22 protein-coding genes are annotated in these 26,804 nt (G+C 44.2%); 11 read left to right on the top strand and 11 right to left on the bottom strand.

Annotated elements, in window-relative coordinates:
- Positions 1-72 precede the first annotated feature (72 nt).
- On the top strand, positions 73-3,240 hold the full coding sequence (locus OCU90_RS21005; protein WP_061025768.1) for a chitinase C-terminal domain-containing protein: 3,168 nt from the start codon (positions 73-75) through the stop codon (positions 3,238-3,240).
- 295 nt (positions 3,241-3,535) lie between these two features.
- The gene (locus OCU90_RS21000; RefSeq protein WP_061025770.1) at positions 3,536-4,999 is read left to right on the top strand and encodes a sensor domain-containing diguanylate cyclase; all 1,464 of its coding nucleotides are present in this window, start codon (positions 3,536-3,538) and stop codon (positions 4,997-4,999) included.
- 135 nt (positions 5,000-5,134) lie between these two features.
- Here the strand turns inward: OCU90_RS21000 and OCU90_RS20995 are convergent, their stop codons facing one another.
- On the bottom strand, positions 5,135-5,389 hold the full coding sequence (locus OCU90_RS20995; RefSeq protein WP_010430226.1) for a YgjV family protein: 255 nt from the start codon (positions 5,387-5,389) through the stop codon (positions 5,135-5,137).
- A 268-nt stretch (positions 5,390-5,657) separates the two neighbouring features.
- Between OCU90_RS20995 and OCU90_RS20990 the strand changes: the two genes are divergently transcribed.
- The 3 genes from OCU90_RS20990 to OCU90_RS20980 all read left to right on the top strand — a co-directional run bounded on the left by OCU90_RS20990 (position 5,658) and on the right by OCU90_RS20980 (position 8,072).
- Positions 5,658-6,248, top strand: a complete 591-nt coding sequence (locus OCU90_RS20990; protein WP_017085600.1) for a DUF4136 domain-containing protein — start codon at positions 5,658-5,660, stop codon at positions 6,246-6,248.
- A 178-nt stretch (positions 6,249-6,426) separates the two neighbouring features.
- Positions 6,427-7,611 carry a D-alanyl-D-alanine carboxypeptidase family protein gene (locus tag OCU90_RS20985; RefSeq protein WP_061025773.1) on the top strand — a complete coding sequence of 395 codons (1,185 nt, stop codon included), beginning with the start codon at positions 6,427-6,429 and terminating at the stop codon, positions 7,609-7,611.
- 167 nt (positions 7,612-7,778) lie between these two features.
- Positions 7,779-8,072 carry a YkgJ family cysteine cluster protein gene (locus tag OCU90_RS20980; RefSeq protein WP_017076090.1) on the top strand — a complete coding sequence of 98 codons (294 nt, stop codon included), beginning with the start codon at positions 7,779-7,781 and terminating at the stop codon, positions 8,070-8,072.
- A 284-nt stretch (positions 8,073-8,356) separates the two neighbouring features.
- On the opposite strand, the gene OCU90_RS20975 is transcribed toward OCU90_RS20980, so the two are convergent.
- The 6 genes from OCU90_RS20975 to OCU90_RS20950 all read right to left on the bottom strand — a co-directional run bounded on the left by OCU90_RS20975 (position 8,357) and on the right by OCU90_RS20950 (position 13,976).
- On the bottom strand, positions 8,357-10,039 hold the full coding sequence (locus OCU90_RS20975; protein WP_061025775.1) for an RluA family pseudouridine synthase: 1,683 nt from the start codon (positions 10,037-10,039) through the stop codon (positions 8,357-8,359).
- Positions 10,040-10,190: 151 nt separating this feature from the next.
- Positions 10,191-10,811, bottom strand: coding sequence for a glutathione S-transferase family protein (locus OCU90_RS20970; RefSeq protein ID WP_061025777.1), 621 nt, complete (start codon positions 10,809-10,811; stop codon positions 10,191-10,193).
- Between the two features lie 34 nt (positions 10,812-10,845).
- On the bottom strand, positions 10,846-11,877 hold the full coding sequence (locus OCU90_RS20965) for an NADP-dependent oxidoreductase (RefSeq protein ID WP_061025779.1): 1,032 nt from the start codon (positions 11,875-11,877) through the stop codon (positions 10,846-10,848).
- A 138-nt stretch (positions 11,878-12,015) separates the two neighbouring features.
- The gene (locus OCU90_RS20960) at positions 12,016-12,606 is read right to left on the bottom strand and encodes a TetR/AcrR family transcriptional regulator (RefSeq protein ID WP_026012345.1); all 591 of its coding nucleotides are present in this window, start codon (positions 12,604-12,606) and stop codon (positions 12,016-12,018) included.
- A gap of 155 nt (positions 12,607-12,761) precedes the next feature.
- The gene (locus tag OCU90_RS20955; RefSeq protein WP_004731366.1) at positions 12,762-13,235 is read right to left on the bottom strand and encodes an FKBP-type peptidyl-prolyl cis-trans isomerase; all 474 of its coding nucleotides are present in this window, start codon (positions 13,233-13,235) and stop codon (positions 12,762-12,764) included.
- A gap of 114 nt (positions 13,236-13,349) precedes the next feature.
- Complete coding sequence (locus OCU90_RS20950) at positions 13,350-13,976, bottom strand: thioredoxin domain-containing protein (protein WP_004731367.1); 627 nt, start codon at positions 13,974-13,976, stop codon at positions 13,350-13,352.
- A gap of 271 nt (positions 13,977-14,247) precedes the next feature.
- Here OCU90_RS20950 and OCU90_RS20945 point away from each other — a divergent pair, with 271 nt between their 5' ends.
- Positions 14,248-14,883 carry an OmpA family protein gene (locus tag OCU90_RS20945; protein ID WP_061025782.1) on the top strand — a complete coding sequence of 212 codons (636 nt, stop codon included), beginning with the start codon at positions 14,248-14,250 and terminating at the stop codon, positions 14,881-14,883.
- Between the two features lie 112 nt (positions 14,884-14,995).
- On the opposite strand, the gene OCU90_RS20940 is transcribed toward OCU90_RS20945, so the two are convergent.
- Positions 14,996-15,355 carry a glutaredoxin family protein gene (locus OCU90_RS20940; protein WP_004731371.1) on the bottom strand — a complete coding sequence of 120 codons (360 nt, stop codon included), beginning with the start codon at positions 15,353-15,355 and terminating at the stop codon, positions 14,996-14,998.
- Between the two features lie 89 nt (positions 15,356-15,444).
- Complete coding sequence (gene norR, locus OCU90_RS20935; protein WP_004731373.1) at positions 15,445-17,037, bottom strand: nitric oxide reductase transcriptional regulator NorR; 1,593 nt, start codon at positions 17,035-17,037, stop codon at positions 15,445-15,447.
- A gap of 349 nt (positions 17,038-17,386) precedes the next feature.
- Between norR and hmpA the strand changes: the two genes are divergently transcribed.
- Both hmpA and OCU90_RS20925 read left to right on the top strand, forming a co-directional pair.
- Positions 17,387-18,583, top strand: coding sequence for an NO-inducible flavohemoprotein (gene hmpA, locus OCU90_RS20930; protein ID WP_017078299.1), 1,197 nt, complete (start codon positions 17,387-17,389; stop codon positions 18,581-18,583).
- A gap of 155 nt (positions 18,584-18,738) precedes the next feature.
- A complete protein-coding gene (locus OCU90_RS20925; protein ID WP_009845967.1) occupies positions 18,739-20,061 on the top strand; it encodes an IS4-like element ISVbsp1 family transposase in 1,323 nt (440 codons plus the stop codon).
- Positions 20,062-20,176: 115 nt separating this feature from the next.
- On the opposite strand, the gene OCU90_RS20920 is transcribed toward OCU90_RS20925, so the two are convergent.
- Positions 20,177-21,157, bottom strand: a complete 981-nt coding sequence (locus OCU90_RS20920; protein WP_017078300.1) for a TDT family transporter — start codon at positions 21,155-21,157, stop codon at positions 20,177-20,179.
- A 352-nt stretch (positions 21,158-21,509) separates the two neighbouring features.
- Positions 21,510-22,916 (bottom strand): H(+)/Cl(-) exchange transporter ClcA, encoded by a 1,407-nt coding sequence (gene clcA / locus OCU90_RS20915; protein ID WP_004731384.1) that lies wholly within the window; start codon positions 22,914-22,916, stop codon positions 21,510-21,512.
- Between the two features lie 542 nt (positions 22,917-23,458).
- On the opposite strand from clcA, the gene OCU90_RS20910 reads away from it, so the two are divergent.
- From OCU90_RS20910 to OCU90_RS20900, 3 genes are all read left to right on the top strand, one after another.
- Positions 23,459-24,442 (top strand): CobW family GTP-binding protein, encoded by a 984-nt coding sequence (locus tag OCU90_RS20910; protein ID WP_004731386.1) that lies wholly within the window; start codon positions 23,459-23,461, stop codon positions 24,440-24,442.
- 182 nt (positions 24,443-24,624) lie between these two features.
- Complete coding sequence (locus tag OCU90_RS20905; RefSeq protein ID WP_004731392.1) at positions 24,625-25,911, top strand: DEAD/DEAH box helicase; 1,287 nt, start codon at positions 24,625-24,627, stop codon at positions 25,909-25,911.
- A 136-nt stretch (positions 25,912-26,047) separates the two neighbouring features.
- Positions 26,048-26,668 (top strand): LysE family translocator, encoded by a 621-nt coding sequence (locus tag OCU90_RS20900; RefSeq protein WP_004731394.1) that lies wholly within the window; start codon positions 26,048-26,050, stop codon positions 26,666-26,668.
- Positions 26,669-26,804: the final 136 nt, after the last annotated feature.

Genomic DNA, 26,804 nt, shown 5'->3' with positions numbered 1-26,804 from the left:
AGAGATTTAAGTGATGAGTAAAGTCCCACTTAAATTAAACATCTTGAAACAACAACTTAAGGGATAGCTAACATGCACCTAAACCAAGGAAGAGTGGCCAAGAAGGTTTTTACACTCACTACTCTCACCGCGTCATGCTTAATGGCGTTCAATAGCTATGCGGCTGTGGATTGCTCAACGTTAGAAACGTGGGACTCTGCCACTGTATATACCGGTGGTGATCAGGTTTCACATGACGGCAGCGCGTACTCAGCAAACTACTGGAATCAAAATAACAACCCAAGCCAATTTGAAGGCGATTACGCACAATGGAAGAAAGTCGATGTGTGTAGTGGTAATGGCGGTGGTGGTACACCAAACGAAGCACCAACGGCTTCATTAACAACGCCTACAGCATCAGATGTGATTGTTGAAGGCGACAATGTCGTATTAAGCGCAACAGCACTGGACGCTGATGGTAGTGTTGCTTCCGTAGAATTCTTTGTTGATGGTTCTTCGGTCGCGGTTGTGACAGCGGCACCATTTGAAGCAACGTGGGCTGCAACGTCGGGTAATCATCAGGTTTCTGTTGTCGCGACAGATAACGAAGGCGCGGCAAGCCTTGCTAGTGAAGTTTCAGTGGTTGTTGATTCAGCTCTGCCAGGAAATGAAGCTCCGACAGTTTCGGTTGCGCTTTCAGCAGCTTCGGTCGATGTTGGTGGTGTAGTAACGCTTACCGCAACAGCAGCAGACAGCGATGGCACGGTTGATAAGGTAGATTTCTATGTGGCAGGCGCTCTTATTGGCACAGCTGCAACTAGCCCTTACACGCTTGATTACACAACCACTCAAGCGGGTTCTTTAGCGGTTTACGCAAAAGCGACTGACAATCAAGGCGCAACGACAGATTCAGCGCTGGCTTCTTTGACGGTGAATGGCGCGCCAACAGTAAGCACATGTCGCCCTGATGGCTTATATCAAACTCAAGGTGTCGATGTTCCTTATTGTACGATTTACGATGATGAAGGCCGTGAGAAGATGGGCGCGGATCACCCACGTCGTGTCATTGGTTACTTCACCAGCTGGCGTGCAGGGGATGACCCGCAAGCCGCTTACTTAGTCAATGATATTCCTTGGGAACAACTTACACACATTAACTATGCTTTTGTGAGCATTGGCTCAGATGGCAAAGTAAACGTGGGTGATGTGAACGATCCGAACAACGCAGCGGTTGGTAAAGAGTGGCCGGGCGTTGAAGTTGATCCTACCTTAGGCTTCAAAGGTCACTTCGGTGCATTAGCGACCGCTAAGAAAAAACACGATGTTAAGACTTTAATCTCAATCGGTGGTTGGGCTGAAACCGGTGGTCATTTCGCGACAGACGGTAGCCGAGTGGCTGATGGTGGTTTTTACACCATGACGACCAACGCCGACGGTTCTATTAACCATCAAGGTATCGAGACATTCGCAACTTCCGCGGTTGAAATGCTTCGTAAGTACCAGTTCGATGGTTTAGATATCGATTATGAATACCCAACTTCTATGGCGGGTGCCGGTAATCCGTACGACAAAGACTTCATGGAACCACGTCGTCAATACCTGTGGGCTTCGTACCAAGTGTTGATGAAAGTATTACGTGAGAAGCTTGATGCGGCGTCTGCGCAAGATGGCAATCACTACATGTTAACTATCGCGGCGCCTTCTTCTGGTTACCTGTTACGCGGTATGGAAACATTCGATGTGACTAAGTACCTTGATTACGTAAACATCATGTCTTATGACCTTCACGGTGCGTGGAACGATCACGTTGGTCATAACGCTGCATTGTTTGATACAGGTAAAGATTCGGAGTTAGCACAGTGGAACGTTTACGGCACCGCGGCTTACGGTGGTATCGGTTATCTGAACACGGATTGGGCTTACCATTACTTCCGTGGTTCTATGCCAGCAGGTCGTATTAATATCGGTGTGCCTTACTACACTCGTGGTTGGCAAGGTGTAACCGGAGGCGAAAATGGTCTTTGGGGCCGAGCTGCACTTCCAAACCAAGCTGAATGTTCAGCAGGTACGGGGGAAGGTGAGAAGAATAACTGTGGCCATGGTGCAATTGGTATCGACAACATGTGGCACGATACCGATCCAAAAGGTAACGAAATGGGCGCGGGTTCTAACCCTATGTGGCACGCGAAGAACCTAGAGAAAGGCATTTGGGGTTCTTATGCAGAGGCTTACAAGCTTGATCCTGTGAATGATCCATCTGATGTTCTAACGGGCACTTACACGCGCAACTACGACAGTGTAGCGGTTGCTCCTTGGTTGTGGAACGCAGAGAAGGGCGTATTCCTTTCAACGGAAGATAAAGATTCTATCAACGTGAAAGCAGACTACGTTATCGACAAAGAGATCGGCGGTATCATGTTCTGGGAACTAGCAGGGGATTACAACTGTTATGTACTCGATGAAAGTGGCAACCGAACGTCTATCGATACGACAGAACAAGCGTGTAACAGCGGTAACGGTGAGTTCCACATGGGTAACACCATGACGAAAGCTATCTACGATAAGTTTAAGTCTGCGACCCCATACGGAAACAAGGTAGCGACGGGCGCTATCCCGACAGAAGCACTAGATATTACGGTATCAGTTGGTGGCTTCAAAGTCGGTGACCAAAACTACCCAATTAACCCTAAGATCACGTTTACAAACAACACAGGCCAAGCACTTCCGGGCGGTACCGAGTTCCAGTTCGATATCCCAGTGTCAGCACCTGATAATGCAAAAGATCAATCGGGTGGTGGTTTAACTGTGATTGCTTCGGGTCATACTCGTGCGGATAACATTGGTGGATTAGATGGCACTATGCACCGAGTGGCGTTTACTTTGCCTACATGGGAAGAGCTTCCAGCTGGTGGTGTGTATGAGCTAGATATGGTGTATTACTTGCCAATCTCAGGCCCTGCTAACTATGCAGTAAGCGTGAACGGAGTCGATTATGCCTTTAGCTTTGAGCAACCAGACCTACCATTAGGTGATATCAGTTCAGGTGGCGGTAACCCTGGCGATGGTGGCACCAACCCAGGTACATGTGATACATCCGGTTTAGCGGTTTACCCAGACTTACCTCAGAAAGATTGGGCGGGTAACCCAAGCCATGCAAACACTGGCGACCAAGTGGTTCATAACGGTAGTATTTACCAAGCGAACTGGTGGACAAGTTCTGAACCGGGTAGTGATGGTAGCTGGACTCAGGTTTGTTCTTAATTTAATGCTAACTAATCCATTTATAGACAATAGATCGCAGTAATAGCCAGTAAATACGAATGCTTTTAAGTCTATTTATCAGGGTTTTAGTGTAATTTAAGTAATCAACTTCAACGTAAAATTAAAACGCCGAACTGAATCCAGTTCGGCGTTTTTGCTTTAAGTCACAGATTGCGTATAGAAACCCTTAAAAATATCGATACTCGTTCAGTAAAAAATAAAACCATGATATAAAACAGTCTGTATATAAGAGAAGTCACAGCGTTACCTAAAATTATAAATCTATGGGGTAATCTTGAAAGTCAGACGTAAATACATTCTTAGTTTTTCCATTGCGCTCGCCATTGTGTCGATGATTCTTTCGGCCTTTCAATTTAACCGAACTGAAAGGTCACTATTGGAATCCAACCAGCTATTTTTTCGAACGATTGTGAATGCGAGTTACGATATTGTCGACACAACAGTTAATGAGGCGATAAAGACATATCTCAAAGGAATTACCGATACCGTTGCGTCCCATGTATGGCATGCCACACCGGAACAAGAAATTGAACAAGTAAGCCAGATCGCCAGTGAACTGCACATTGGACAATCAGGTTATATCTATTTGATGTCACCGCAAGGCGTTCACCTCTACCATCCTTTCTTGCAAGGAAAGAAGCGCGGGCATCTTACTCATATCCAAAAACAGCTCAGTATCGACTCTGGTATGATCGAATACTTTCATGCTAATCCTCATGAGATAAGTCGGCGTGCAAAAGTTGCCTATTCGATGAGGCTACCGAGTGGTAATACTTTGGTCGCGACGACCTATAAAGAAGAATTGATGTATTTGGTCGATCTTGAAGGCTTAAAAGACAAGCTGAGAAAGTACGCATTCGGTGATAGCGGATATGTGTACATTATTGATCTTCAGGGCAACTTAGTGCTTCATCCTGATTATGAACACAAGTCATTGAAAGCTTTGATAGGCTACTCGTCCGAACTGCTAATTGATCGAATCGCAACCCAGCCAGAAGGTCACTTTAGCTATTCAATTTCCAGTGACAATGGTACGACCAACAAAAACGTCTTCTATAAGTTTTACCCCTATCTGAATTGGGTCATTTCCGCCGGTATTTTAGAGCAGGAGCTCAATAGAAATCATAGTTTGCTGTTCATTAGCTTGATGGCTTTGGTCGTGAGCCTATTGAGCATTATCATCGTGTTGGTGCTTTACCTGCGGCATCGTCATCTCAAAATCTTGGATGTTGCGAGCCTTGATTACCTCACTGGTCTTCCTAGCCGGCGGAGTTTTATCGAGCAGTTAAAGCTGAAAATTGCTCAAAGGTCGCCTTATCCGCTAACAAATGTCGGTGTCATTTTGCTTGATATTGACCATTTCAAACGGGTGAACGATCAATATGGTCATGCTCAAGGCGATAGGGTTATCTGTGAGGTCGCAAAATCACTGAAGAGATTTGTTAATCGCCGCCGCTTGATTGCACGCTATGGCGGTGAAGAGTTTATTTTGGTGACGTTTGATTGTGATGAGCGCGAATTATTCGAATTGTCTGAAGAACTAAGACGAAGTGTAGAGCAACTGCAAGGTTTGGTGTCACCTGTCACAATCAGCGCTGGCTGTTGTCACGCTCGAGCGCTCACTGATATTGAAACAGCGATCGATAAAGCTGACAAAGCGCTTTATCAAGCAAAAGAGAGGGGACGTAACAATACTCAGACGTATCAAAAGAACGAATATCGCGTTGCTTATATGTGACCAGTTGAAAGAATCGATGTCTTCAAAGGCTAGAAAATTGGAAATCATGCTCTTGAGAACGACAGACACAAAAAAGCCCAAATAGATCGCTCTATTTGGGCTTTTTCAGAAATATTTGAAATGCTAATCGCTAATTTAAGCTTTCGCTGCTTTCATCGCTTCCGTTTTTTTTTCCTTTTGCATTTTTGCAAGGAAGTAGATGTTTACACAAGCGATGAAACCGTTGGTCGCGACCACTGGCCATGCGTCAATCATAACGCCGTATGCTGTAAAGAGAGTACAGCCAATAAAGTTAAGGACACGCAGACGAACGATATCTTTCATTGTTAATGAAATTGCGACCATAATAGATGCCGCGTAACCTAAAATTTCAACCATATTGAATTCCATTGTTTGACCCTCTTAAATTTGCCGATACTTTGTCGGTACCAATTCTTCTCTTCATGAGATGATTGAGGAAGCTCCGTGCCTCGAATGGTCTGGTTATGTTTAACGAGGTAGACTATACCAACTCTGTTTTTGTGATTAAACCCCCAAAACGGGCAGAAGTGAAGGTTAGCGATTACGCAAACGTTTAATGACCTTTCTATTAACATAATTACTATTTATGTTGGGAGGTTAATTGATATTTATTCTTATATAGGTAAGGAAGCCGCGAATGATAAAACGATCCATTTGTGCAACAAAAAGCATAAAAAAAGCAGCATTATTGGCTTTGATAGCGATTGGACTGACAGCATGTACCACACAAGAAATGCCGCCAACGCACAATTATGGTGTGGTCACCAGTGGTGATTTTGAGTTCATGGAACACGGAGTGACGACGTACTCTTGGCACCCTGAATCAGAGCAGGTTTACCTTTCTCAAAAATACGATGAGACCGTAGTAACCGATCTAGTGCGTGATGCGATTGAAGATCAACTCGCTACGAAAGGTTATCAACTGAATCAAAATGGTGCAGTTGGTGATGTTGTTGTCGGTTTTGGATTGGCCGAAGAATCAGAGTTAAATGATGACTCGATTTTCGATGCGATTAAGCTTTCAACAGGGGTGCCATTTTATGATGGTGACGGAAAGGTCGCCGAGAAAGGATCGCTGTACATTGCTTTTTTCGTACCTAACTCTCAGGTCGTACAATGGCAAGCATTAGCACAGTCTGGCATTCAACCTGATTTAGAGCCAAGCGAAAGCAAACAGCGTATTACTGGCTTTGTTGAAATGTTATTTAGACGTATGCCTGAGCGATAGAATTAGGCGTTGGATGTATTTGTTGAGTCAATATTAGTTGTTGAAAATATGGTCAGATCGCAGATTATACTTTTTTATTTGTAACGAATGGTACAAATACGTAAAGCAACGTAAAGTTCGCGCTTCTTTTGCTAGCATTTGTCTATACTGCTCAAAACGTTAACTTAGGTTTGATTCAATGAAACTGTTTTCCAAATACTCTCTCCCTCTATTAAGTATATTCATTGTAAGTAACGCAGCGATGGTAAGTAATGCAGCTATCGCAGCACCTTCTATAGTACCAAGCCCACCTAGCCTAGGCGCAAAAGGGTATGTGTTAATTGATTTTAATTCTGGTGATGTGCTGGTAGAAAAAAACGCACACACTAAGTTAAACCCAGCGAGTTTGACCAAACTGATGACTAGCTATGTGGCTGGGCAAGAAATGAAGCGAGGCAACATCTCTGCTGACGATCAGGTACGAATCAGCGAGAACGCGTGGGCGAAGAACTTCCCTGACTCTTCAAAAATGTTCATCGAAGTGAATACCGATGTAGCAATGATGGACCTTTACCGCGGACTGATTATTCAATCAGGTAACGATGCGAGTGTAGCGATTGCGGAACACGTTGCGGGCTCACAAGATGCATTTGTGGATCTTATGAACTCTTGGGCCACGTCTCTGAAATTAGAAAACACCCATTTTGCCAACGCGCATGGTTTAGACGCTGACGATCTTTATTCGACTCCTTACGATATTGCACTACTAGGTCGTGCGATTATTCGTGATTTACCGGATGTTTATGGCTTATACAGCGAACGTTCGTTCAGTTACAACGGCATCACACAACACAACCGTAATGGCTTACTGCGTGATAGAAGCTTGACGGTTGATGGCATGAAGACGGGCTATACCTCTGGCGCTGGCTACAGTTTAGCGAGTTCGGCGACACAAGGTGAGATGAGACTTATCGCGGTTGTTATGGGCGCATCAAGCGTTAAGAGCCGTGAGTCAGACAGCAAACAGTTGTTGAGCTATGGCTTCCGCTTCTTCGATACTTTAAACCCACATCAAGGTGGAGATGAAGTCGCTGAAGAGAAGGTATGGTTTGGTGCCAAAGATACATTGAAGCTGGGTGTTGCAGAAGACACGTTTATCACACTGCCTAAGTCAGACAGTAAAAAGCTAACGGCATCGATTGAACTTAATTCTGAGTTGAAGGCACCGATTGCAGAAGGTCAAACACTAGGTGTGGTTCATTACACAGTCGATGGTGAAGATGTGCAAACTCAGCCATTGATTGCGCTAGAGGCTGTTGAACAAGGTGGAATATTCAAACGTCTGATGGATTACGTTAAGTTGTTTTTCGCGAGCCTATTCTAAATAGGGTCGTTATTCAGCTAAAACGAGAAAACTTAATGGGCGTTGTGAGCAAATCACAACGCCCATTGTTATTTCTACATCCATGAAAACACCGTCATCTACTTTCTTTATTAGCCGTAGCGGACGGTTTCGATTACTATACGCAAAATTTAGCAGTGTAGTCACTTATGACCATAGAGATAAAGAACGTAACCGAACCTGAAGTAACTTGTGCCAATTGTCAGGCATGCTGTTGTCGTTTAGAGGTTATGATCATCACAGATACCGGCGTTCCTGAAGAGCATATTGCTTATGACGAGTGGGGCGGCGAAACCATGCTGAGATTAGATGACGGTTGGTGCTCTGCGGTAGATAGAGAAACACTGATGTGTACTATTTACGAAAACCGACCTTGGATCTGCCGTGAGTTCGAAATGGGCTCTTACGAGTGTGTGGAACAACGCACTGATGTTATGGGTTAGGCGTCTGCAACATTGAAGTTAGTAACGAAAGTACGCTACCGGCCTGTGATAAGCACATAAAAAAATTAAACTTCAGGGTTCTATATCTCAAGCAGATTTAGAACCCTGATGCGTTTAATGAGATAAAAATTTTACGAAACAATAATTTAAGTGAAATAAGAGCTTTAACGAGAAAAAGTTTTAATGGGACAAAAATTTTAGCGCGGTAATCGTTTCATAGCGGCAATCGTTTTATCGCGGTAATCGTTTTATCGCGCTAATAGTTTTAGCACGATAAGAACAGCTTAAAACTCAGAAGGCACTTCAAATTCCATCCATTCACCGGTTGTTGGGTGAATCAACTTTAGGTAACCCGCGTGTAGGTGCAAGCGTTCGCGTTTGTATCCGTATAAGTCGTCACCACGAATCGGTACACCAAGGCCTAATGGATGAGCACAATGCACACGCAGCTGATGGGTACGGCCTGTTTTCGGATACAAGTGAACCTTGGTTTTACCATTACTGGTACCAATCGCTTCCCAATAGGTGTCTGCGTTTCGGCCGTGTTCATGGCAAACCAGTTGTCTTGGTCTGTCTGTGATGTCACCGCGTAAAGGCATGCTGATATCGCCAGATTCACCCGTTATCTCACCATCTAACAAAGCGGTGTAGCGCTTCTCTACGGTTCTATCAATGAACTGCTTCTGAATGTGCTTGTTTGACTCCGCCGTGAGCGCCAAGATCAACAAGCCTGACGTCGACATGTCTAATCTATGGATGATCAAAGGCCCTGTCGCATTCGGGTAACGCGCTTTAATGCGTGTGTAAACCGAGTCTTCGATAAACTTACCAGGAACCGACAAGAACTCCTCGGGTTTATTCACCACCACGATCTCATTGTCTTCATAAACAATATCAAAAGACTTACCAACCGCAGGGTTCACGATAAGCGGATTATCTTCTAGCTCGATGCCGTTTAGCTGGTGGTCGAGGATCTCAAAGCTTTTACTCTGACAAACCGGGTAGAGGTTTCCGTGTTGGCGAATGACCGCCCTTGGAGGTAATCCCCACCAAAACTCAGACAAAGCTAATGGCTTAAACCCGTGTTCAAAAGCAAAGTTAAGCAGCTTGGGCAGGCAACAGTCGCCAGAGCCTTCAAGTGCGTCTTTGCCATCTAACAATTCAAGTAGGCTCTTTGATTCGAGAGCTTGATTGATAAAGCGATAGTGAGAGAGACGTTGAGTTTCCAACTGTTCTGAAATGGCTTGGTGGTCTTGCTTACGGTTTTTCAGTTCGCTTTCGATCAAATCAACTTGTGATTGGCGTTCTGCGATCTTTTGCTTCCATTCGATACGAAGCGCTTTTAGGTCGCGTTTCTCTTGGCTACTTTGATTGCCCAGTTGTTTGAGCAAATTCGCCGCTGACTCTAGATTCCCCAATGCCTTTTCTTGATTGGCTTGCTCTCTGAGTTCGTTACGTTGAGCTTTATTCGCGGTCATCGCCAACTGAAAGGCTTCGATGGCTTGTGCTGATTCGATTGTTAACTCTTCAAGCTCAGCCACTAATACGTCTAGGTTGTGCGATTGTTGTAGCTTCTTAATGTCATCCGCTAGTTGTGATTGGCGAGCGAGGTTTGCACTATTGTGAGATTGAAACTGTTCTGAATCGAAGGCTGGTAGAACAAAGTTAATGTTGTTTAACTGAGAGGCCAAAGACGGATCTAACTGCAAACCGGAAAATGCAGAAAGGTAGCCTAGCTCTTGAGTTGTTGGATCCTGAACAAGAAGAACAGCGTAGAGATTACCTTGCGAGGTTTCGTTTACACCACAGTCGGTGAGTGACTGTTGAAGCTGCAGCATAGCTAATTCACACGTAGGGTGCGGGGTATAGTAATACGGAAACGTAAACCGAGTCGGTATCGACAAGTCTTGAGTCGCGGTTTGGTTTAAGGGAAGCAGTGGAGTGTATTGAGCAAGGTTTGCTGACATGAAAATCAAACTCTATGGCTGTTCAGTTAGAGTTCGGTATTGTTGTCGAAATCAAGGCAAATGAGAAGCCAAAGCGAAAGATAAATCGGCTTTGGCTTCATTTAGTTGCTTGTGCTTATCCTAAGTGTGTCCGAGCTTGATTGAAACTCGATCAGTTCGAGTGTTCTAGCTCTAATTGCTCTGCTTTTTGGTAAGCAGGGTGGTCAGCCAAAAGCTTACCGTATTTAGCAATGTTAGGGTAAAGCGCAGTTGCACCAAAGTTACCAACGATTTCTACGATGAACGACATCATAAAGTCTGCACCTGTTAGTGTGTCTGCAACCAAGTAGGTTTTACCTTCAAGTGCATTATTCACGTAAGTTAAGATCTTTTGGTTTTCATCGTCAGCGTAGCCACCAAGGAAATTAGTCTCGCAACCGTCTTTCATCACAAAGATTTTAAGTAGCATTGGCAGAATGCCAGAGCTTTCAGCGAAGTGAAGCCACTGTGAATATTCTACATAGTCAGCTGTGCCGCGCACTGGTGCGAACTTACCTTGACCGTATTTGTCGATTAGGTACTCGGTGATAGCACCAGATTCGCTGATCACAACACCATCGTCTTCAATAACCGGAGATTTACCAAGAGGGTGAACGGACTTCAATTCTGGTGGTGCTAGAAACGTTACACTGTCTCGTTGGTATGGTTTGATTTGATAATCAACACCAAGCTCTTCCAGTAGCCAGATGATTCGTTTTGAGCGAGATTTGTTTAGGTGATGCAAAGTAATCATGATTTTACCTAGTTAACTGGTTCAGTTTTTAAATTTATTTAGCTTCGTTTGTTTTGATAACAAGCTTACCGAAGTTTTGGCCTTCCAATAGACCCATGAATGCTTGTGGCGCTTCGTCTAGGCCTTCAACTAGGTGCTCACGGTAATGCATCTTGCCTTGAGACAACCATTCTGTCATTTGAACAGCAAACTCATTGTAACGGTGTGCGTAATCATCAAAGATAATGAAACCTTGCATCTTAATACGCTTGACCAAAAGAGTGCCCATAAGGCTAGACATACGATCTGGGCCTTCAGGAAGTGATGTTGCATTGTACTGAGAGATAAGGCCACACACAGGAATACGAGCACCTGTGTTAAGCAAAGGCATTACCGCGTCGAATACTTTGCCGCCAACGTTTTCAAAGTAAACATCGATACCGTTGTCGCACGCTTTAGCCAGTTGTTCTGCGAAATCGTCAGCTTTATGGTCGATACATTCATCAAAGCCCAGTACCTCTTTTGCGTACTGACACTTCTCTTGGCCACCAGCAGCGCCAATGACGCGACAGCCTTTTAGCTTGCCGATTTGGCCAACTGTTGCGCCTACTGCACCTGTTGCAGCCGCAACGACTAGAGTGTCGCCTTCTTTAGGTTGGCCGATATCAAGTAACCCCATGTACGCAGTAAAGCCAGGCATACCCATGATGCCTAGTGCGTAAGAAGGGTGTGTTGGCTCTTTACCTAGTTTGATTAGGCCCTCACCGTTAGACACACCAAGATCTTGCCAACCTGTGTAAGCCAGTACCCATTCGCCAACTTGGTAATCAGCGTGGTTTGATTCTTCAACCTGACATACGGTTGCACCAACCATCACTTCGTCAATCGCAACTGGGTCTGCGTAAGATTTAGCATCGCTCATACGACCACGCATGTATGGGTCTAGAGAAAGATAAACTGAGCGAAGTAACATCTCGCCGTCTTTAATTGTTGGTGCGGCTACTGACTCTAAACGGAAGTTATCTTGAGTCGGTGCGCCAACTGGGCGAGAAGCCAATACGATGCGGCGATTGTCTTGTTGAGTCATTGGATATCCTTAATTTTATATTATGTTCATTTGGAATTAGACCAGTCGTCTAGTCTTGTTGTCTAAAAATCCCGCCGTCATCAAATTGATAAGAGGGCGGGTTATCTGTCGTTAATAAAGACTAAACACAGTACGTGGTTAGTTTTTACCTTTTAAAATCTGTTGGGTTAGGTTTAAAGCTGATTCTAAGCTGCTTGAGCTCTGGCTTAGTTTGCTCAACAAACTTGCGCCCAACCACATAGAATATAGATTTTGAGCGGTTTCTTGGCTGTCTTTAACTTTAATGGAGCCATCTTCAATACCACCAGCAACACAGTGTTGTATCGTAGATGTCACTTTTTCAGCCCCTTTTAGTAAGGCTTGACGCATAGGATCAGAAAGATCAGAAACTTCAGCGCTGAGCTTAACTACTAAGCATTTATGAGCGTTACAGGTACCGTTTTCAATCTGTGACCATCGAGTGAAATAACTGATAATTCTCTGGTAATGGTTGCCTTCACCATGAACCAAAATAGTTTCAACTCTGCTGATGTAGGTCTCAAAATAGTGTTGGATCAGAGCCTCGCCAAATTGCTCTTTCGATTTAAAGTAGTGGTAAAACGATCCTTTCGGCACGTCCGCTTCTTTAAGCAATTGCGATAAGCCAACGCCGTTAAAGCCGTTGTTCACTATTAATTGGTAGCCAACATCTAAAACATGCAGGCGTGTGTCATTCGTTTTTTCGTTCATGGGCAGTACTATAAATTAAATTAGACCAGTCGTCTAGTGATCGGTTTTTGACGGTATATTCAGTCGTTGCAAAAGTGGCTTCAACTATTCAAACGTTCACATATAAAAAAGCCCCAACATAGCTCGTATGTTGGGGCTTATATCAGTCTCTTCGATTATTTGATAGAGATTAACTCAACATCAAAAATCAGAGTCGATGACGGTGGGATAGGGCCTGAACCGCCTTTACCGTAAGCCAATTGGCTCGGGATAAACAGGCGAACTTTTTGGCCTTCAACCATGTAAGTCAAACCTTCTTGCCAGCCTTTGATTACTTGCTTAAGAGCAAATGAGATTGGCTCGCCGCGCTCAACAGAGCTGTCGAAAACAGTGCCGTCGATAAGTGTACCGTGGTAGTGAACCGTTACTTTGCTGTTCTTAGTTGGGTGCTCTGTACCAGTACCTTCTTCAAGCACTAGGTATTGAAGACCACTTTCAGTCGTAACAACCCCTTCTTTAGCGCCGTTTTCGACAAGGAACTGTTGGCCTTGCTCGATATTTTCTTCGCCAGATTTATGATTCATCCAAGTGCGGTAGATCATGAAGCCAGCCAAAATAAAGACAATGACCGGGATGATAAATTTAGACATAGTAAAACCTATTTATAGTTAATGCTGTATTTCATAGTTAATGCATAATTTGACAGTTAATGCAGAATTTCGCAGTTAATACAGAGTGTGTTAATCAATTGGCTAAAGCCGTTATTAGGGTTGAGTCAAAAGGTAGTTGATCGTTTTTGCGATGCCAGCAACGTCTTGGTGACCTGCTGTGAGTACTTGGTATTTACCGTTGATGATAAATGTTGGTACTGAGTTGATTTGACCTTTTACTGAGATCTCTTCTGCTTTCTTAACGTAGTCAAATAGAGCAACTTGCTGTTCTTTGTTCAGTTGGTATGGGCTAACCAAACCACGAGAAGTGAACGCTGTCTCTAATGCTTGTTGACGCTGTTCTGGCGTTGCATCTGCACCCATTTGAACGGCACCAAATAGGTCGTCCATGAACGCGTGGTCAGGTGTCGCGTCAAGTTGCATCACTGCTGTGTAGTAGATCATTGCGCTGATTTGAGCACTTTCATTGAACGTTACATGCATCTTGCCAATAGTTTGGTCTGTTAGCGACTCAATCTCTGGAATTGCACTTTCCATTTGACGACAGTGACCACAGTTTAGAGAGAAGATTTCAGTGATCGGAGACAGGTTAAATTCAGTTAGAGCAGTAGGAAGTGCTTCGTATTGAACGCCTTTCTGTGGCTCGTCTGTTTCACTACAACCCGCAATAATAAGTACGGCAGCGAGTGCTGTGATGAATTTAGTAAATGGTTTAAACATAATGTTTGCTCTAGCGTTGAGAAGTCGTGAGATTCTAACTATTTAGTACGAATTGGAAAACAATTATAAGGTAAATAAATGCAAACAGTTCGAACTAGAGGGTGATGACAGGCTAGTTGACGGTTAACTGTGATCAAAAGCACTTTTTTGGGATGTGCTTTCTTTTCGTATAAAGTTTTTATCTAAAGTTTTTCCCTTGGTGCCGATATAGACATTAGTGAATGGTTTATCTGCATGAGTGGTTGGTGAAGTAATGAGATATTTAGCGATAATGTTAAGCATAGCTTTGGCAGGGTGTGAAACGACGTTACCAACAGGTATGTTAGGTGACGATCTGCTAGAAACTGCACCGCAAACCGGTTACGACCTTATGCATCCTGAATGGGGTGTGGTTCAAACGACATCTGTAGCGAGCAATCGCAGTTACTCAGTCCAGAACAGCACTCATCAACAAAAAACCATCACAACCAACTATGGACGTGGTGTCTCGACTAATGACCCACTGGAAGTTTTTTTAAGACAAAACCGTATCGATTTTGAAGTACTGCCGGGCAACCATGTGATGGTAAAGCTGGAACAGCACGTGAACTTTAAAACGGGTTCGGCATTCCCTGAGCCAGCCTACAATCAATGGCTGGATACTTTAGGCAGTTACCTTTCTCAACGCCAAGATATTGATGTGGTGATTGAGGGCCATACTGATAATACGGGCAGTGATCGTGTTAATGATCCGCTTTCTGAGCTACGTGCAAAAGAAGTGAAAGCGCGCTTAGAAAGTAACTATGTTTCGAGTCGTGCTATTTACACTCGCGGCTTTGGCGAATACGTTCCGGCTTGTACTAACGCGTCGCCGCAAGGCAAGGCGTGTAATCGCCGTGTAGAATTGATGCTGATTGTGTCGAAGTAGTCATTTGAGCTTTCTTCCCTAAATTGAAAGCGACGAGATCCAAATAACAGACATAAAAAATCCCTCATATTTGAGGGATTTTTTGTATCTGACTTTCGTTTCGCAGGTTAGCTTATGCGAATTGCTTTTCTAAGTAAGTAACGATATCCGAAGATTCATACATCCACTCAGTTTTGCCATCTTTTTCGATACGTAGGCAAGGCACTTTAACGCGACCGCCACCAGCTTCAAGCTCCGCACGGTGTTGATCATTGTTCTTTGCATCACGAAGTTCAAATTGAACCGATTGACGTTTCATCGCGCGGCGCACTTTTACACAAAATGGGCACGCTTCGAATTGGTATAACGTGTGCGTCTTTGCCTGCTCATTCACTTTGCTTTGCTCTTCTTGAGAACGTTTCACACCACGTGGGCTGAATACAAAATTCAATAACAAGATGACACGACCTAAGAACCAACGGATAAACTTCATAACTCTCTCTACATATTTAAAATTAGCGTTACAATTTGCAGCATTATATACACAAGTTTTGCTAGATGCTCGCAACAAACCGCTAATATCTATTTTGTCCGTTCGATCGTGTGAGACTTAGCCACATTTAGTCCTAAACGCTTAGACAGTCGAGTCAGATTTGCTCGGTCTGTTTTCAGAACTCGTCCTGCTTGCGCCCAGTTAAAGTTGGCATCTTCCAACACTTCAGTAATGATGCTGCGTTGAAAATCGTCCGTCGCGCCACGTAAACCAGCGGATAGGTCGATCGTTGGTGTTGATAATGGTGTGTTTTTTACCTGTGTCGTCGCAATCGGTTGATCTTGGTCGAGTGGACCACAATCTTCTTTAGTGATTGTCACGAGGTTTTTGTTAGTGCTGCGAGCCAATGCTTTCAGTGCTGAACGGCTGATAACGTGTTCAAGCTCACGAACGTTACCTGGCCAACCGTAACGGTTTAGGAATACCAGAACATCAGAACGGAACTTAACTTGGTTTATACCAAGCTTACGGCGCGCTTGTTCTAGGAAGAAACCAGCTAATAAGCTGATGTCGTCACCACGCTCTTTCAATGCAGGTACCGCGATAGGGTACACACTAAGTCGGTGATACAAGTCGGCTCTGAATCGACCGTCTTCAACTTCTTGCTTTAAGTCTCGGTTGGTTGCAGCCAGAACACGAACATCAATGGTTTGGATGTTGTCTTGGCCTACCGGTTGGATTTCGTTGTTTTGCAGCGCACGCAGTAACTTACTTTGTGCTGCCAAAGGCAATTCACCAATTTCATCTAAGAACAGTGTGCCGCCATCGGCTAGAGCAAACTTACCTAAGCGGTTTTTGTCTGCGCCAGTAAATGCGCCACGAACGTGACCAAAGAGTTCACTCTCTACCAAGTTCTCAGGAATAGCAGCACAGTTCACGTAGACCAGCGGATTACGCTTACGTTGCGATTGGTGGTGCAGGGTACGAGCAACGAGCTCTTTACCAACACCAGTATCACCATGAATCAGAATATTAAACTCAGACGGCGCTACAACCGCAATATCGTTCTTAAGCGCGACCATGGTGTCACTGTTACCAATCAACTCGCCGCCGTCACGTTCCCACGCTTCTACGTTCAACTCTTCCAGTAATTGTTTTGACTGTTTTGCTTGATGCTCAAGTTGCGAGAAAGTCATCGCCATCTGCATGGTTGAAGCCGCAATAGCAGCGAGAACTTCTAGGTTACGAGCAGGAATATTCGCAAAGACATCAGGTTTTAGGCTGTCTAGGGTTAGCACTCCTAACAATTTGTCACCAAACAGCAGAGGCAAACCCATGCAGGCATGCATTGGTAAATCGCCGTCGTGGTCGATCAGTAAGCCATCGAAAGGATCAGGCAATGAGCTATCAGCATCAAAACGAACAGGAGAACGTGATGCGCAAATCTCATCAAAGCGAGGGTGTTCCGAAATGATAAAGCGGCGACCGAATGTATCTCGACTGAGCCCTTGCATTGCGATGGGTACTAGCGTGTCGCCTTGAAGGCTTAAAAGCGCGACACAATCACACGTTATGGTTTTACGAATGGCATCGATTAGGCGATTAAAACGGTCTTGATCGTTCACACCGCTGGCTAAACCAATGGTCATTTCCATGAGAGTGGATGCTGAGATATCTTGCATAAAGGGCTCATACTGTTTGTATTTTTATACATGGTAGAGTCTTTATGACACAAAAAAAAGGTCTTTTTGACTAAAGTTTGAAGTGGATTTTTGAAAGGATGCCAGACACAGCAAGCTTTCGCATGTTGGCACCGTTTGTGCAATGTGTCCATTACGTGTTGTCTATATGACTGAATAACTGACCTATAGTTGATTTGAATCAATTAATGCTCATTTATCAGTCCACGTGATTCTCATAAAAAATGTAGCCAGAGAGCTCATTGAGAATGAATTGGTATAAAGTCATCTTTAAATAAAACTAGTCAATTTGACTCAAGTGGTCAAAAGACTAAGTGTTCGGAGTAAATCAATGCTAAACAATCTACATATCAACATCATCAAATCGACGATTCCTCTTTTAGAAAGCGCAGGCCCTGCTTTAACTCAACACTTCTATCAACGTATGTTCACGCATAACCCTGAATTGAAAGATATCTTCAATATGACTCACCAAAGAACAGGTCGCCAAGGTGTGGCACTGTTTGAAGCTATCGCGGCTTATGCTAAAAACATTGAAAACCTAGCAGCGTTAACCACCGCGGTTGAACGTATTGCACAGAAACACACAAGCTTTAACATTCAACCAGAGCACTACCAAATTGTTGGTTTGCACCTGATTGAAACATTGCGTGAATTAGCTACTGAGGCATTTACTCCAGAAGTAGAAGAAGCATGGACTGCCGCTTACCTATTCTTAGCGCAAGTATTCATCGACCGTGAAGCTGAACTTTATCTACAGCGCAAGCAGGCTGTTGGTGGCTGGGAAGCAGCACGTGCATTCGTAATTGCAGACAAGATCGAAGAGTCAGCACTCGTAACAAGCTTCATCTTACAGCCAAAAGATGGCGGTGAGGTTTTGGATTACACACCAGGACAATACATCGGCATTGAAGTGAAACCTGAAGGCGCACAATACAGCGAAATTCGTCAGTATTCACTGTCAGACAAGCCGAACGGAAAATACTACCGTATCTCTGTGAAGCGTGAAGGGCAAGGTCAAGAAACGCAAGGTGTTGTTTCTAACCACATGCACGATACCGTTGCTATCGGCGATGAGGTTAGCCTATACGCACCAGCAGGTGACTTTATGTATCAAGAGCGCAGCAAGCCAGTAACGCTCATCTCTGCAGGTGTGGGTGTAACGCCAATGCAGTCTATGCTTGAGTTCTTGAACAACGAGCAGAAAAACGAACCGGTTCTTTACCTTCACGCTTGTGAAAACGTAGGCCAACACTCTTTCACGACTCGTGTTAAAGATATTGTTGCTGACAAAGGTTGGGAAGCGAAAACGTGGTACATGAACAAAGACGAGTCTGCTTGTGAGAACACACATCAAGGTCAAATGGATCTAGCGTCTATCTCTGATACTAAAGGCTTTGAAGAGAGTGATTTCTATATCTGTGGACCTGTTGGTTTCATGAAGAACATCGTAGAGCAGTTAGACGCACTTAAAGTAGATCGCTCACGCGTACACTACGAAGTATTTGGCCCTCACGCTAATTTCTAATAGCTCTCACTAGTTCTATTAACACTCGCCTGAACTATTAACACCTTGCCTATTCAAAGGCCTCACATTGTGATAATGCCGATCGTTTAAGAAGACTTGAACGATCTTGCAGTTAGCAGATAATCCCCATCAACAACGTTGATGGGGATTTTTTTATGCTTGAACAAGAATTAGCAATGGCACACGAGACCATTGAAGATGCCGACAATTATGAATCTGTCGTCGACGCCATTCAGATTGAGTGGATAGAACAAGCTCTTCTTGAAACCAATAAAGCGAGCATAAGACGACGTCGGCTTCCCGCTCAGCAAGCTGTCTGGTTAGTTATTTGGATGGGGCTGCAACGCAACATGTCTATCAAAGAGGTATGCAGTTCATTAGACATTGCGCTTCAGCCTAAACCTGAAGATAGCTGGTCTCGTGTTGCACCTAGTGTCCTAACTGATTCACGCCGACGTCTAGATGAGAGTCCATTAGCGGCTCTGTTTCACACAACGGTAAAGGCTTGGAACGGAGATATCCTTCAACAAGATAAAGACTTGGAGCTTAATGTTCTTGCTGTGGATGGAACAACATTTAGGTGCCAAGATTCCCCAGAGAACGCTGAAGAATTTGGGTTCATCTCTAAAAAATTGAAACCTTACCCTCAACTTCGTTTAGTCGCTTTGATGTCAACAGAAACTCGAATGATTATGGGGGCGGCTTTTGATGGCTGTCATGTCGGTGAAACGACCTTAGCTAAGCGTCTATTCAATGATATCCCCGCACATTCATTGACCTTATTTGATCGTTGTTATTTCTCGGCAGACCTCTTGTTGTCGTGGCAAGAGAGTGCGGAAAATGCTCACTGGTTAATGCCGGCAAAACGTAAGCTACGCTATGAAGTGTTGGAGAAATATGCGGAGAACGACATGCTCATCTCAATGCCCATATCTCCTCAAGCTCAACGGCAGAATCCGAATTTACCCGCACGTTGGGAAGCTAGATTAGTCCTATATCAAGAGCCAAAAGGTGAGATAAAAGGTTTTATTACTTCACTTACAGACCCTAGTAGATACTCGCTAGAAAGCCTGCTGCGTATTTATTGGCAACGCTGGGAGATAGAAGAAGGTTATGGTGAAATTAAACAGACTCAACTGCAAAGTCACGTCACTTTACGAAGTCGTTTTTCTGCCGGTGTGAAGCAAGAGCTTTGGGGCGTATTACTTGCCTATAACTTAGTGCGATTAGAGATGGTTAAGATAGCTTCAGAAGCCGGGGTTCGAGCGACTAGGGTCAGTTTTACCGCCGCAATTAACCTTATTGATGCGCAATTACGTTGGTTAGCTTTAAGCCCAGACGGAACTCTACCTGTAAAACTGAAAAGGATGAGAGACAGTTTGAGTCACTTCATTCTTCCAGATAAAAGAAAGGACCGAACGTTTCCACGTTCAGTCCTCTTTGTCCCAGCCAAATATCCGTTCAGGTTCAAGCAATAATGCTTATCCGAACGGCATTATCACATTGTGAGGCCTTTTTTTGTTTGGTTCTGCTGTCTGACATATCGAATATTGGAGAATTCGATCGAGCAAACTAAGCTCTTCTAGCTTAGGTCTAAGAACGTTTGACCTTTTTAGACATGTAGTCAGTATCAAAAAACTCAGGCCAGTACATTTTCACGTATCCACCTGCAACCCAAATCACTAGGATGGTTGCGATGGTTAACTCGAAGAAACCAAACTTGTGCAGCCAATACCATTGCGGGTATTCCGCGCCGAAAAACGTAGTTAGACGATGCATGGCAATAGCGCTGATCACGGAAGGGAAAGTGACGGCAGCAATCGAAGGTTGGAATTTCAGACGCATCAATCGTATGTAACACAAGTAGATCAGTAGCGTCATGGTGATAGCAATACCAGCCAACGCGCCTGTTAGAATCGGGTCTGGGTTGTCGAAGTTAACCAAGTAAGCCGCTAAAGACAGGTTCACAGGTGCTGCCATGATGGCTAAGGTTGGTCTTGCTCGGCGTGGCAGGTTTCCTTCGAATACCAAGCGGTACAACACCACTGGCAGCATTAGGAAATAGATACCGATACAAGTGGCCGCAAGTGTTTCTGAAAAAACGGTGTGCCCAAATTGTGAACCTGCTAAGGAACTGCTGATTAACCCCACCGGATACAGAAACCAACTCGGTACAATGTTCGACATTTTAAAGTTGATGATCTGGAAACTAAAGAACAACACCATCATGGTAAAATGCAATAACAACGCGCAGAACCAGACAGGGTAAGCAATGACTGGTGAGATTTCGGCTAAATAGTCGCATAGAATCAATAACGCCATGCTCATTGGTGCCATCAAGCTTCCACTAAGCGGATGACGAATGTCATTGATGAAAGTATTAAAGCTGGTGAGATAACGAAGTAAAACGGGTAGCAATAACAGTGCGCCAAATGCAGCAAGGTAAGGGCGAATGATCTCACCAACTCCAGGCAGATATAATGCCCAAGCTTGTCCTAGTCCAATAACACCAAGTGCCAAAGACGCCTGAGATGGCGGCACATTTTTTACTTGGGTTAACCTTCTCCAGTTCAACGCCTTTCTCCAACTAGTTATTTATAGGATATGAGTTATATAGAATGTGAGCTGTTTATATAATATGAGTCAATTATAGAATTTTTGCTCTAGAGTGAGCGCTCAGCTGTGTCCTCAATAGATGTTAAGGACACTCAAATAATTTTGAGTGGATGATAGCAAGTTTAACGTTTGCTTTTTTGATTTTGATACGAAATCGGGACATTAAGCACGAGGAAAGTGTGCTTTATTTTTTGAGTGATTTATAAATACAGAGCTTGGTTTGCTCATGTATCAGTGGAACTTGACTGTATTAGTGGAACTTAACGAGTTACGTTTAAGTTCCACATTTGAACTATCGTTCTCAATGTCGTTAACGTACTTCCTCTTGCTGAGGGAGGTCTTGTTGTCTTAGCTTCTCGTTTTTCAGCGTACGGTTAAGCAGCTGACTGTAAATTGGCTGCCCACCTAACATTTGAGCAATGATTACCGCGCCTAAGCAGGTGATGATCAACGGCAGGATCAGGTAGTAGTTATTGGTCATTTCAATAACCAACAGTATGCCAGTGATAGGCGCTCGTACGGTGGCGGCAAATAAGGCGCCCATGCCAGCAATCGCAAACATACCCGGTTCAATATTCAGTTCAGGAAAGAATGCCGCCGCAATAAGCCCAAACGCGTAACCAAAGAGCGTTCCTAGAGCAAGCATTGGTGCAAAGATACCACCCGGTGCACCAGAGCCGAAACAAAGCAGGGTAGTGATCACTCGGCCTAAGAAGATTAACAGCAGCACGTTTGCGCTGTAGTTGCCATTAGTGATGTTCGGGATGATACCAATACCACCGCCAGTCAACTCCGGTATATAGAGCAGCAATAAGCCAAAACAACCGCCCAGCAGGGAACCTGTCATTAAGTAGCGTTTACGGTCATTCTTGTGTATTGCCACAAACAGGTCTTGCGAAAGTGTAATCAACTTATTGAAAATCACACCAAACAGGCCGAACAACACGCCTAACAACAAAAATAACCACAGAGCATCCAGTTCAGGCGGTTGGTACTGAGGCATTGTGATAACGGCAGACTGTCCGTTGATTGATCGAAAAACGATGTTGGCTGAAACCGCGGAGATGATGACGGCTTTAATTGATATGAGTGAGTAGCGAAACTGTGGTCTCATCTCCTCGACTACAAACATGATGCCAGCCAGTGGTGCATTGAATGCGGCGGCTAAACCACCTGCGGCACCCGAAGCTAATAGTGAGTGGCGAGTGTCGTCATCTTTGACTCGAAAGATATCGGTGACCATGCGACCAATACTGCCGCCCATTTGAACGGTTGGTCCTTCTCGGCCTAAAACCATACCAGAACCTAATGCGCCCATACCGCCAAAGAATTTTACTGGCAATACTCTCCACCATCGAACTGGGCGCATACCGTCCATCGCACCTTCAATTTCGGGGATGCCTGAACCTGCAGCCTCTGGAGCAAAGCGGTGAACGAGGAAGTAACCAATAAAGGCAAATGCAGCACTAATAAGGAAAGCGGCTAGCCAAAGGGGTAAATAGCTACCGATTTCATCTTTAAGCCAATCGGTACGAGTTTCTGTGATGAAATGAACCGCGACTTCGAAATAGGTACCCACCACGCCAGCAAGTACACCCACAATACAAGAAAGAAAGAGAACGGAAGCGGGTGTCTTATCTCTTGAGAGAAATTGATTAATAGCATCCCTTGGCATTTTGGCTAATAAGGATTGCTTAATTTTCTCTCTTCTGGTCATTGAGATAAGGCTCCTGAATGGGTTAAGGCGGGGTTGTCATAAATTATACGCGTCCTCTGCATATCCTATAGCAGCAAAGATGAAAAGTTGAATTTCATTTATGGAATGTACGTGTTACATAAATGGAATCTATGGGCAATTGTGGAATCGCCGTCACAATTTTGATCGATTCTCTGGTGGTGGCTTGAATATCCCCAAAAATGAACCATAGTTAAATCGTAAAGCAACATAACGAACCGCAAGGAGAAGTGAGGTTTTACACACAATTTGGATGGATTCAGAAACAAAGTTTTAGTTCCTCGTTAAATGTTCAGGTCGATATTTAAGGCTTCCTGATTCGCGAACTCACGATTGAGTAACGAGGGTGAGGCGTACTGAGTAAGTACGCCTTTAGTTCGTCTGGAGCATTCATTTTTCTTCGTTCCCCCCTTTTCTAGTGACACTCATACAACTTCTGGCTTAAATCATTCTCCGTATAAACAAGCGATTGGGGTCAATTTCTCCGTGATTGTGTATATACTCCCTTAAAAAGGAGAACTGATATGACCAAAAAAGTTCCTACAAACATAATTACGGGTTTCTTGGGTGTTGGCAAAACGACAGCTATTTTGAACCTGCTCAAAAATAAACCTGAGAATGAAAACTGGGCTGTCCTGGTTAATGAATTTGGCGAAATCGGCATTGATGGCGCATTAATGACAGACCAAGGTGCTTTAATTAAAGAAGTACCGGGTGGTTGCATGTGTTGTACTGCAGGTGTTCCTATGTCGGTAGGTATTAATGCCTTACTGCGCCAAAAGCCGGACCGTTTATTGATTGAGCCAACTGGGCTTGGTCACCCTAAACAGGTTATTGCGACACTCACTTCAGAGCAATACACACCTTATGTTGATTTAAAAGCGACGCTTGGCTTGGTTGACCCACGAAACCTATCCAATGAAAAGTACACGTCGAATCAGAATTTCAATGATCAACTGGACAGTGCAGATGTGATTCTTGGTACTAAGGTTGACCTTGTTCATTCTGAAGACATCGATGTGTTTAATGATTGGGTGACGGATCAAACGCCAGCAAAAGTCTTCCATAAGCTAATTCACGATGGTGAAGTGCCATTGGAAGTGTTGGACATTGAAAGAGTATACGGCAGTGCTTCCTCTCATATTGAAGCGCATCATCACGATCACGCTGAACAAGAGCCTCAATTCCAACTTCCTCCCGGTGAAGCGTTCATCCGTAAAGAGAATAAAGGTCAGGGCTATTTCAGTTGCGGTTGGCTATTTGGCGCAGAGCACAAGTTCGACTTTGATGCGCTGTTTTCAATGCTGTCAGATCTTACGGCTGAGCGTGTAAAAGCCGTGGTGAATACTGACCAAGGTTGCTATGCGTTTAACGTGGCGAATCAAGTGGTGTCAGTGAACGAAATTACACTGGATGGTTTTGAATCAAGACTGGAAGTGATCGACTCGCAGTTAATGCCTTGGGACGATCTCGAGCAGATTCTACTCAAGCTGTGTGGCATCAAATAGCGCCATTTTTACTGTTTGAACTGATGATCTCGGTGTTTACTTCGTTGAAGGTGGGGTAAACACCAGATTAAATGAGAAAGTTTGCGTTATATCACGATAAATGTGAGATAAATCACTCTAATTACTTTATAGTGCTCGGCTGAAATAAGAATGTAGGCTGTCTGCTTAAGGAACCCGTAACAATGTCATTTTCCTCTCAAGGTTTTGCTCCTGAATTAGTCAAAGCGTTGACTGAGTGTGGTTATGAAAAACTCACTCCAATTCAACAAAAAGCGATTCCAATGGCTCGTAAAGGCCATGATATTTTTGCTACTGCTCAAACCGGTACGGGTAAAACAGCGGCATTTTCATTGCCTGTTATTCAGCACCTTTTGAACAGCGGTAAAAAGGCGTCTAGAGGAACGGCTCGCGGCCTTATTCTTGCTCCAACTCGAGAGCTAGCTGCGCAGATCGCTCAAAACATTAAAGACTACGTTAAATACACTGAACTAAGCGTTTCAGCGGTTTACGGTGGTAACAAAATGTCTTCACAAGTTCGTCAATTAGAACTGGGTGTGGATATTTTGGTTGCAACACCTGGCCGTTTGGAAGAACACTTAGAAGCGGGTAACGTGTCTATCGCAAACCTAGAATTTCTAGTATTCGATGAAGCTGACCGTATCCTTGATATGGGCTTTATCAATGCCGTTCGTAAGATCATGTTGGATGTAGAAACATCGCCGCAAATCATGATGTTCTCGGCAACGACTTCTACTCAGTTAAACCAACTGTCTGTTGATATTCTACGTAAACCAAAACGTATTAGTGTTGAGCGCGAAAACTCAACGGCTTCTACTGTTGGTCACGTGGTTTACCCTGTGGATCAAGAGCGTAAAACAGAACTGCTTTCTGAGCTGATTGGCCGTAAAAACTGGCGCCAAGTGCTTGTGTTCGTGAACTACAAAGAAACAGCGAATGACGTTGTTAAAGAGCTTAAATTAGACGGCATTAAAGCGGTACTTTGTCACGGTGATAAAGCACAAAGCGCTCGTCGTCGTGCTTTGGATGACTTCAAAGAAGGCAGAGCACGTGTGATGGTAGCAACCGACGTTGCAGCCCGTGGTCTTGATATCGAAGACTTACCACATGTAATTAACTACGACATGCCTTTCCTAGCGGAAGATTACGTTCACCGTATTGGCCGTACAGGTCGTGCTGGTAAACAAGGTCATGCGATTTCTTTCGTTAACCGCGAAGAAGAGTTGACTGTTGTTCAAGTTGAAACACTGATTCAACAACGTATTCGCCGTGTTGAACAACCGGGTTATGAACCGAAGAAACGTGATGCTTACATCGAGAAGCTGAACACTAAATCGGCGTACAAAAACCGCCAAGGTCGTAAGAACAACGCGAACGAAGAGCCTCAAGATCAAGCAAGCGCAGAACGTCGTTTGACTATGATGAAGCGAATTAAAAACCGTCGTAAGTAAAATTACGGTTGGTAATGGAAAAGAGCCGCTGTATTGTGGCTCTTTTTCGTTGTGTCGCTAAATATAAGGTAGCTCCTTAGAAAGACAGCTCAACTAGCTAAACACTTAAATAAAAATAAGTCGATAAGGTAATAATATGGATAGCGCACTACTTTGGGCTTTTATTCCCACATTTTTCTTTGTGTCAATTACGCCCGGTATGTGTATGACCTTGGCTTTGACGCTAGGAATGAGTGTTGGATACAAGCGTACATTATGGATGATGATCGGTGAATTGGCTGGTGTTGCGGTGGTTTCTATTGCTGCGGTATTGGGTATTGCATCCATTATGTTGAACTACCCGTGGCTATTTACGGGCTTCAAATTTGTTGGTGCAGCTTACTTGTTCTATTTAGGCGTTCAGATGTGGCGTTCAAGAGGCAAGCTGGCGATCAGCACTGACAACCAAACAACAAAAGTCAGCAATGATTGGGACTTGGTGGTTCAAGGCTTCGTAACGGCAATCGCGAACCCGAAAGGCTGGGCATTCATGATTTCGTTATTGCCTCCTTTTATTAACAGTAATAAAGACTTAGCACCGCAGTTGTTGATTTTAGTGTCTATTATTCTGGTTTCTGAATTTGTCTGCATGACCTTGTATGCTACGGGCGGTAAGAGCCTAAAACATATGCTGGGCAAAGCCGATAACGTTAAGTTGATGAACCGTATTGCAGGTACGTTAATGATGGGCGTTGGTGTGTGGTTGTTCGTTAGCTAATTCTGAGCTGCGATAACGGTTAGAGATCCCCAATTCAGTCGTTCCTCCTTATCGAGGATGACGCGTACTTGGGATGATGAGTACTTAGGATTACGTGAGTTTTGAAAATTCGGATTCTTACTTAAACCGAAGAATG

This window comes from Vibrio splendidus, assembly GCF_024347615.1.
GTDB lineage: Bacteria > Pseudomonadota > Gammaproteobacteria > Enterobacterales > Vibrionaceae > Vibrio > Vibrio splendidus.
Note: the sequence above shows the minus strand (reverse complement) of the source record. Positions and strands in the feature narration are given on the sequence as shown.

Excerpts from the sequence above, each read along its gene's own strand:
- OCU90_RS20975 (WP_061025775.1), bottom strand. The coding sequence starts at position 10,039 with ATGTCAGCAAACCTTGCTCAATACACTCCACTGCTTCCCTTAAACCAA.
- OCU90_RS20950 (WP_004731367.1), bottom strand. The coding sequence starts at position 13,976 with ATGTTTAAACCATTTACTAAATTCATCACAGCACTCGCTGCCGTACTT.
- OCU90_RS20990 (WP_017085600.1), top strand. The coding sequence starts at position 5,658 with ATGATAAAACGATCCATTTGTGCAACAAAAAGCATAAAAAAAGCAGCA.
- OCU90_RS20910 (WP_004731386.1), top strand. The coding sequence starts at position 23,459 with ATGACCAAAAAAGTTCCTACAAACATAATTACGGGTTTCTTGGGTGTT.
- clcA (WP_004731384.1), bottom strand. The coding sequence starts at position 22,916 with ATGACCAGAAGAGAGAAAATTAAGCAATCCTTATTAGCCAAAATGCCA.
- OCU90_RS20995 (WP_010430226.1), bottom strand. The coding sequence starts at position 5,389 with ATGGAATTCAATATGGTTGAAATTTTAGGTTACGCGGCATCTATTATG.
- OCU90_RS21005 (WP_061025768.1), top strand. The coding sequence starts at position 73 with ATGCACCTAAACCAAGGAAGAGTGGCCAAGAAGGTTTTTACACTCACT.
- OCU90_RS20980 (WP_017076090.1), top strand. The coding sequence starts at position 7,779 with ATGACCATAGAGATAAAGAACGTAACCGAACCTGAAGTAACTTGTGCC.
- OCU90_RS20940 (WP_004731371.1), bottom strand. The coding sequence starts at position 15,355 with ATGAAGTTTATCCGTTGGTTCTTAGGTCGTGTCATCTTGTTATTGAAT.
- OCU90_RS20960 (WP_026012345.1), bottom strand. The coding sequence starts at position 12,606 with ATGAACGAAAAAACGAATGACACACGCCTGCATGTTTTAGATGTTGGC.
- OCU90_RS20970 (WP_061025777.1), bottom strand. The coding sequence starts at position 10,811 with ATGATTACTTTGCATCACCTAAACAAATCTCGCTCAAAACGAATCATC.
- norR (WP_004731373.1), bottom strand. The coding sequence starts at position 17,037 with ATGCAAGATATCTCAGCATCCACTCTCATGGAAATGACCATTGGTTTA.
- OCU90_RS20925 (WP_009845967.1), top strand. The coding sequence starts at position 18,739 with ATGCTTGAACAAGAATTAGCAATGGCACACGAGACCATTGAAGATGCC.
- OCU90_RS20955 (WP_004731366.1), bottom strand. The coding sequence starts at position 13,235 with ATGTCTAAATTTATCATCCCGGTCATTGTCTTTATTTTGGCTGGCTTC.
- OCU90_RS20900 (WP_004731394.1), top strand. The coding sequence starts at position 26,048 with ATGGATAGCGCACTACTTTGGGCTTTTATTCCCACATTTTTCTTTGTG.
- OCU90_RS20985 (WP_061025773.1), top strand. The coding sequence starts at position 6,427 with ATGAAACTGTTTTCCAAATACTCTCTCCCTCTATTAAGTATATTCATT.
- OCU90_RS20965 (WP_061025779.1), bottom strand. The coding sequence starts at position 11,877 with ATGACTCAACAAGACAATCGCCGCATCGTATTGGCTTCTCGCCCAGTT.
- OCU90_RS20945 (WP_061025782.1), top strand. The coding sequence starts at position 14,248 with ATGTTAAGCATAGCTTTGGCAGGGTGTGAAACGACGTTACCAACAGGT.
- OCU90_RS20905 (WP_004731392.1), top strand. The coding sequence starts at position 24,625 with ATGTCATTTTCCTCTCAAGGTTTTGCTCCTGAATTAGTCAAAGCGTTG.
- hmpA (WP_017078299.1), top strand. The coding sequence starts at position 17,387 with ATGCTAAACAATCTACATATCAACATCATCAAATCGACGATTCCTCTT.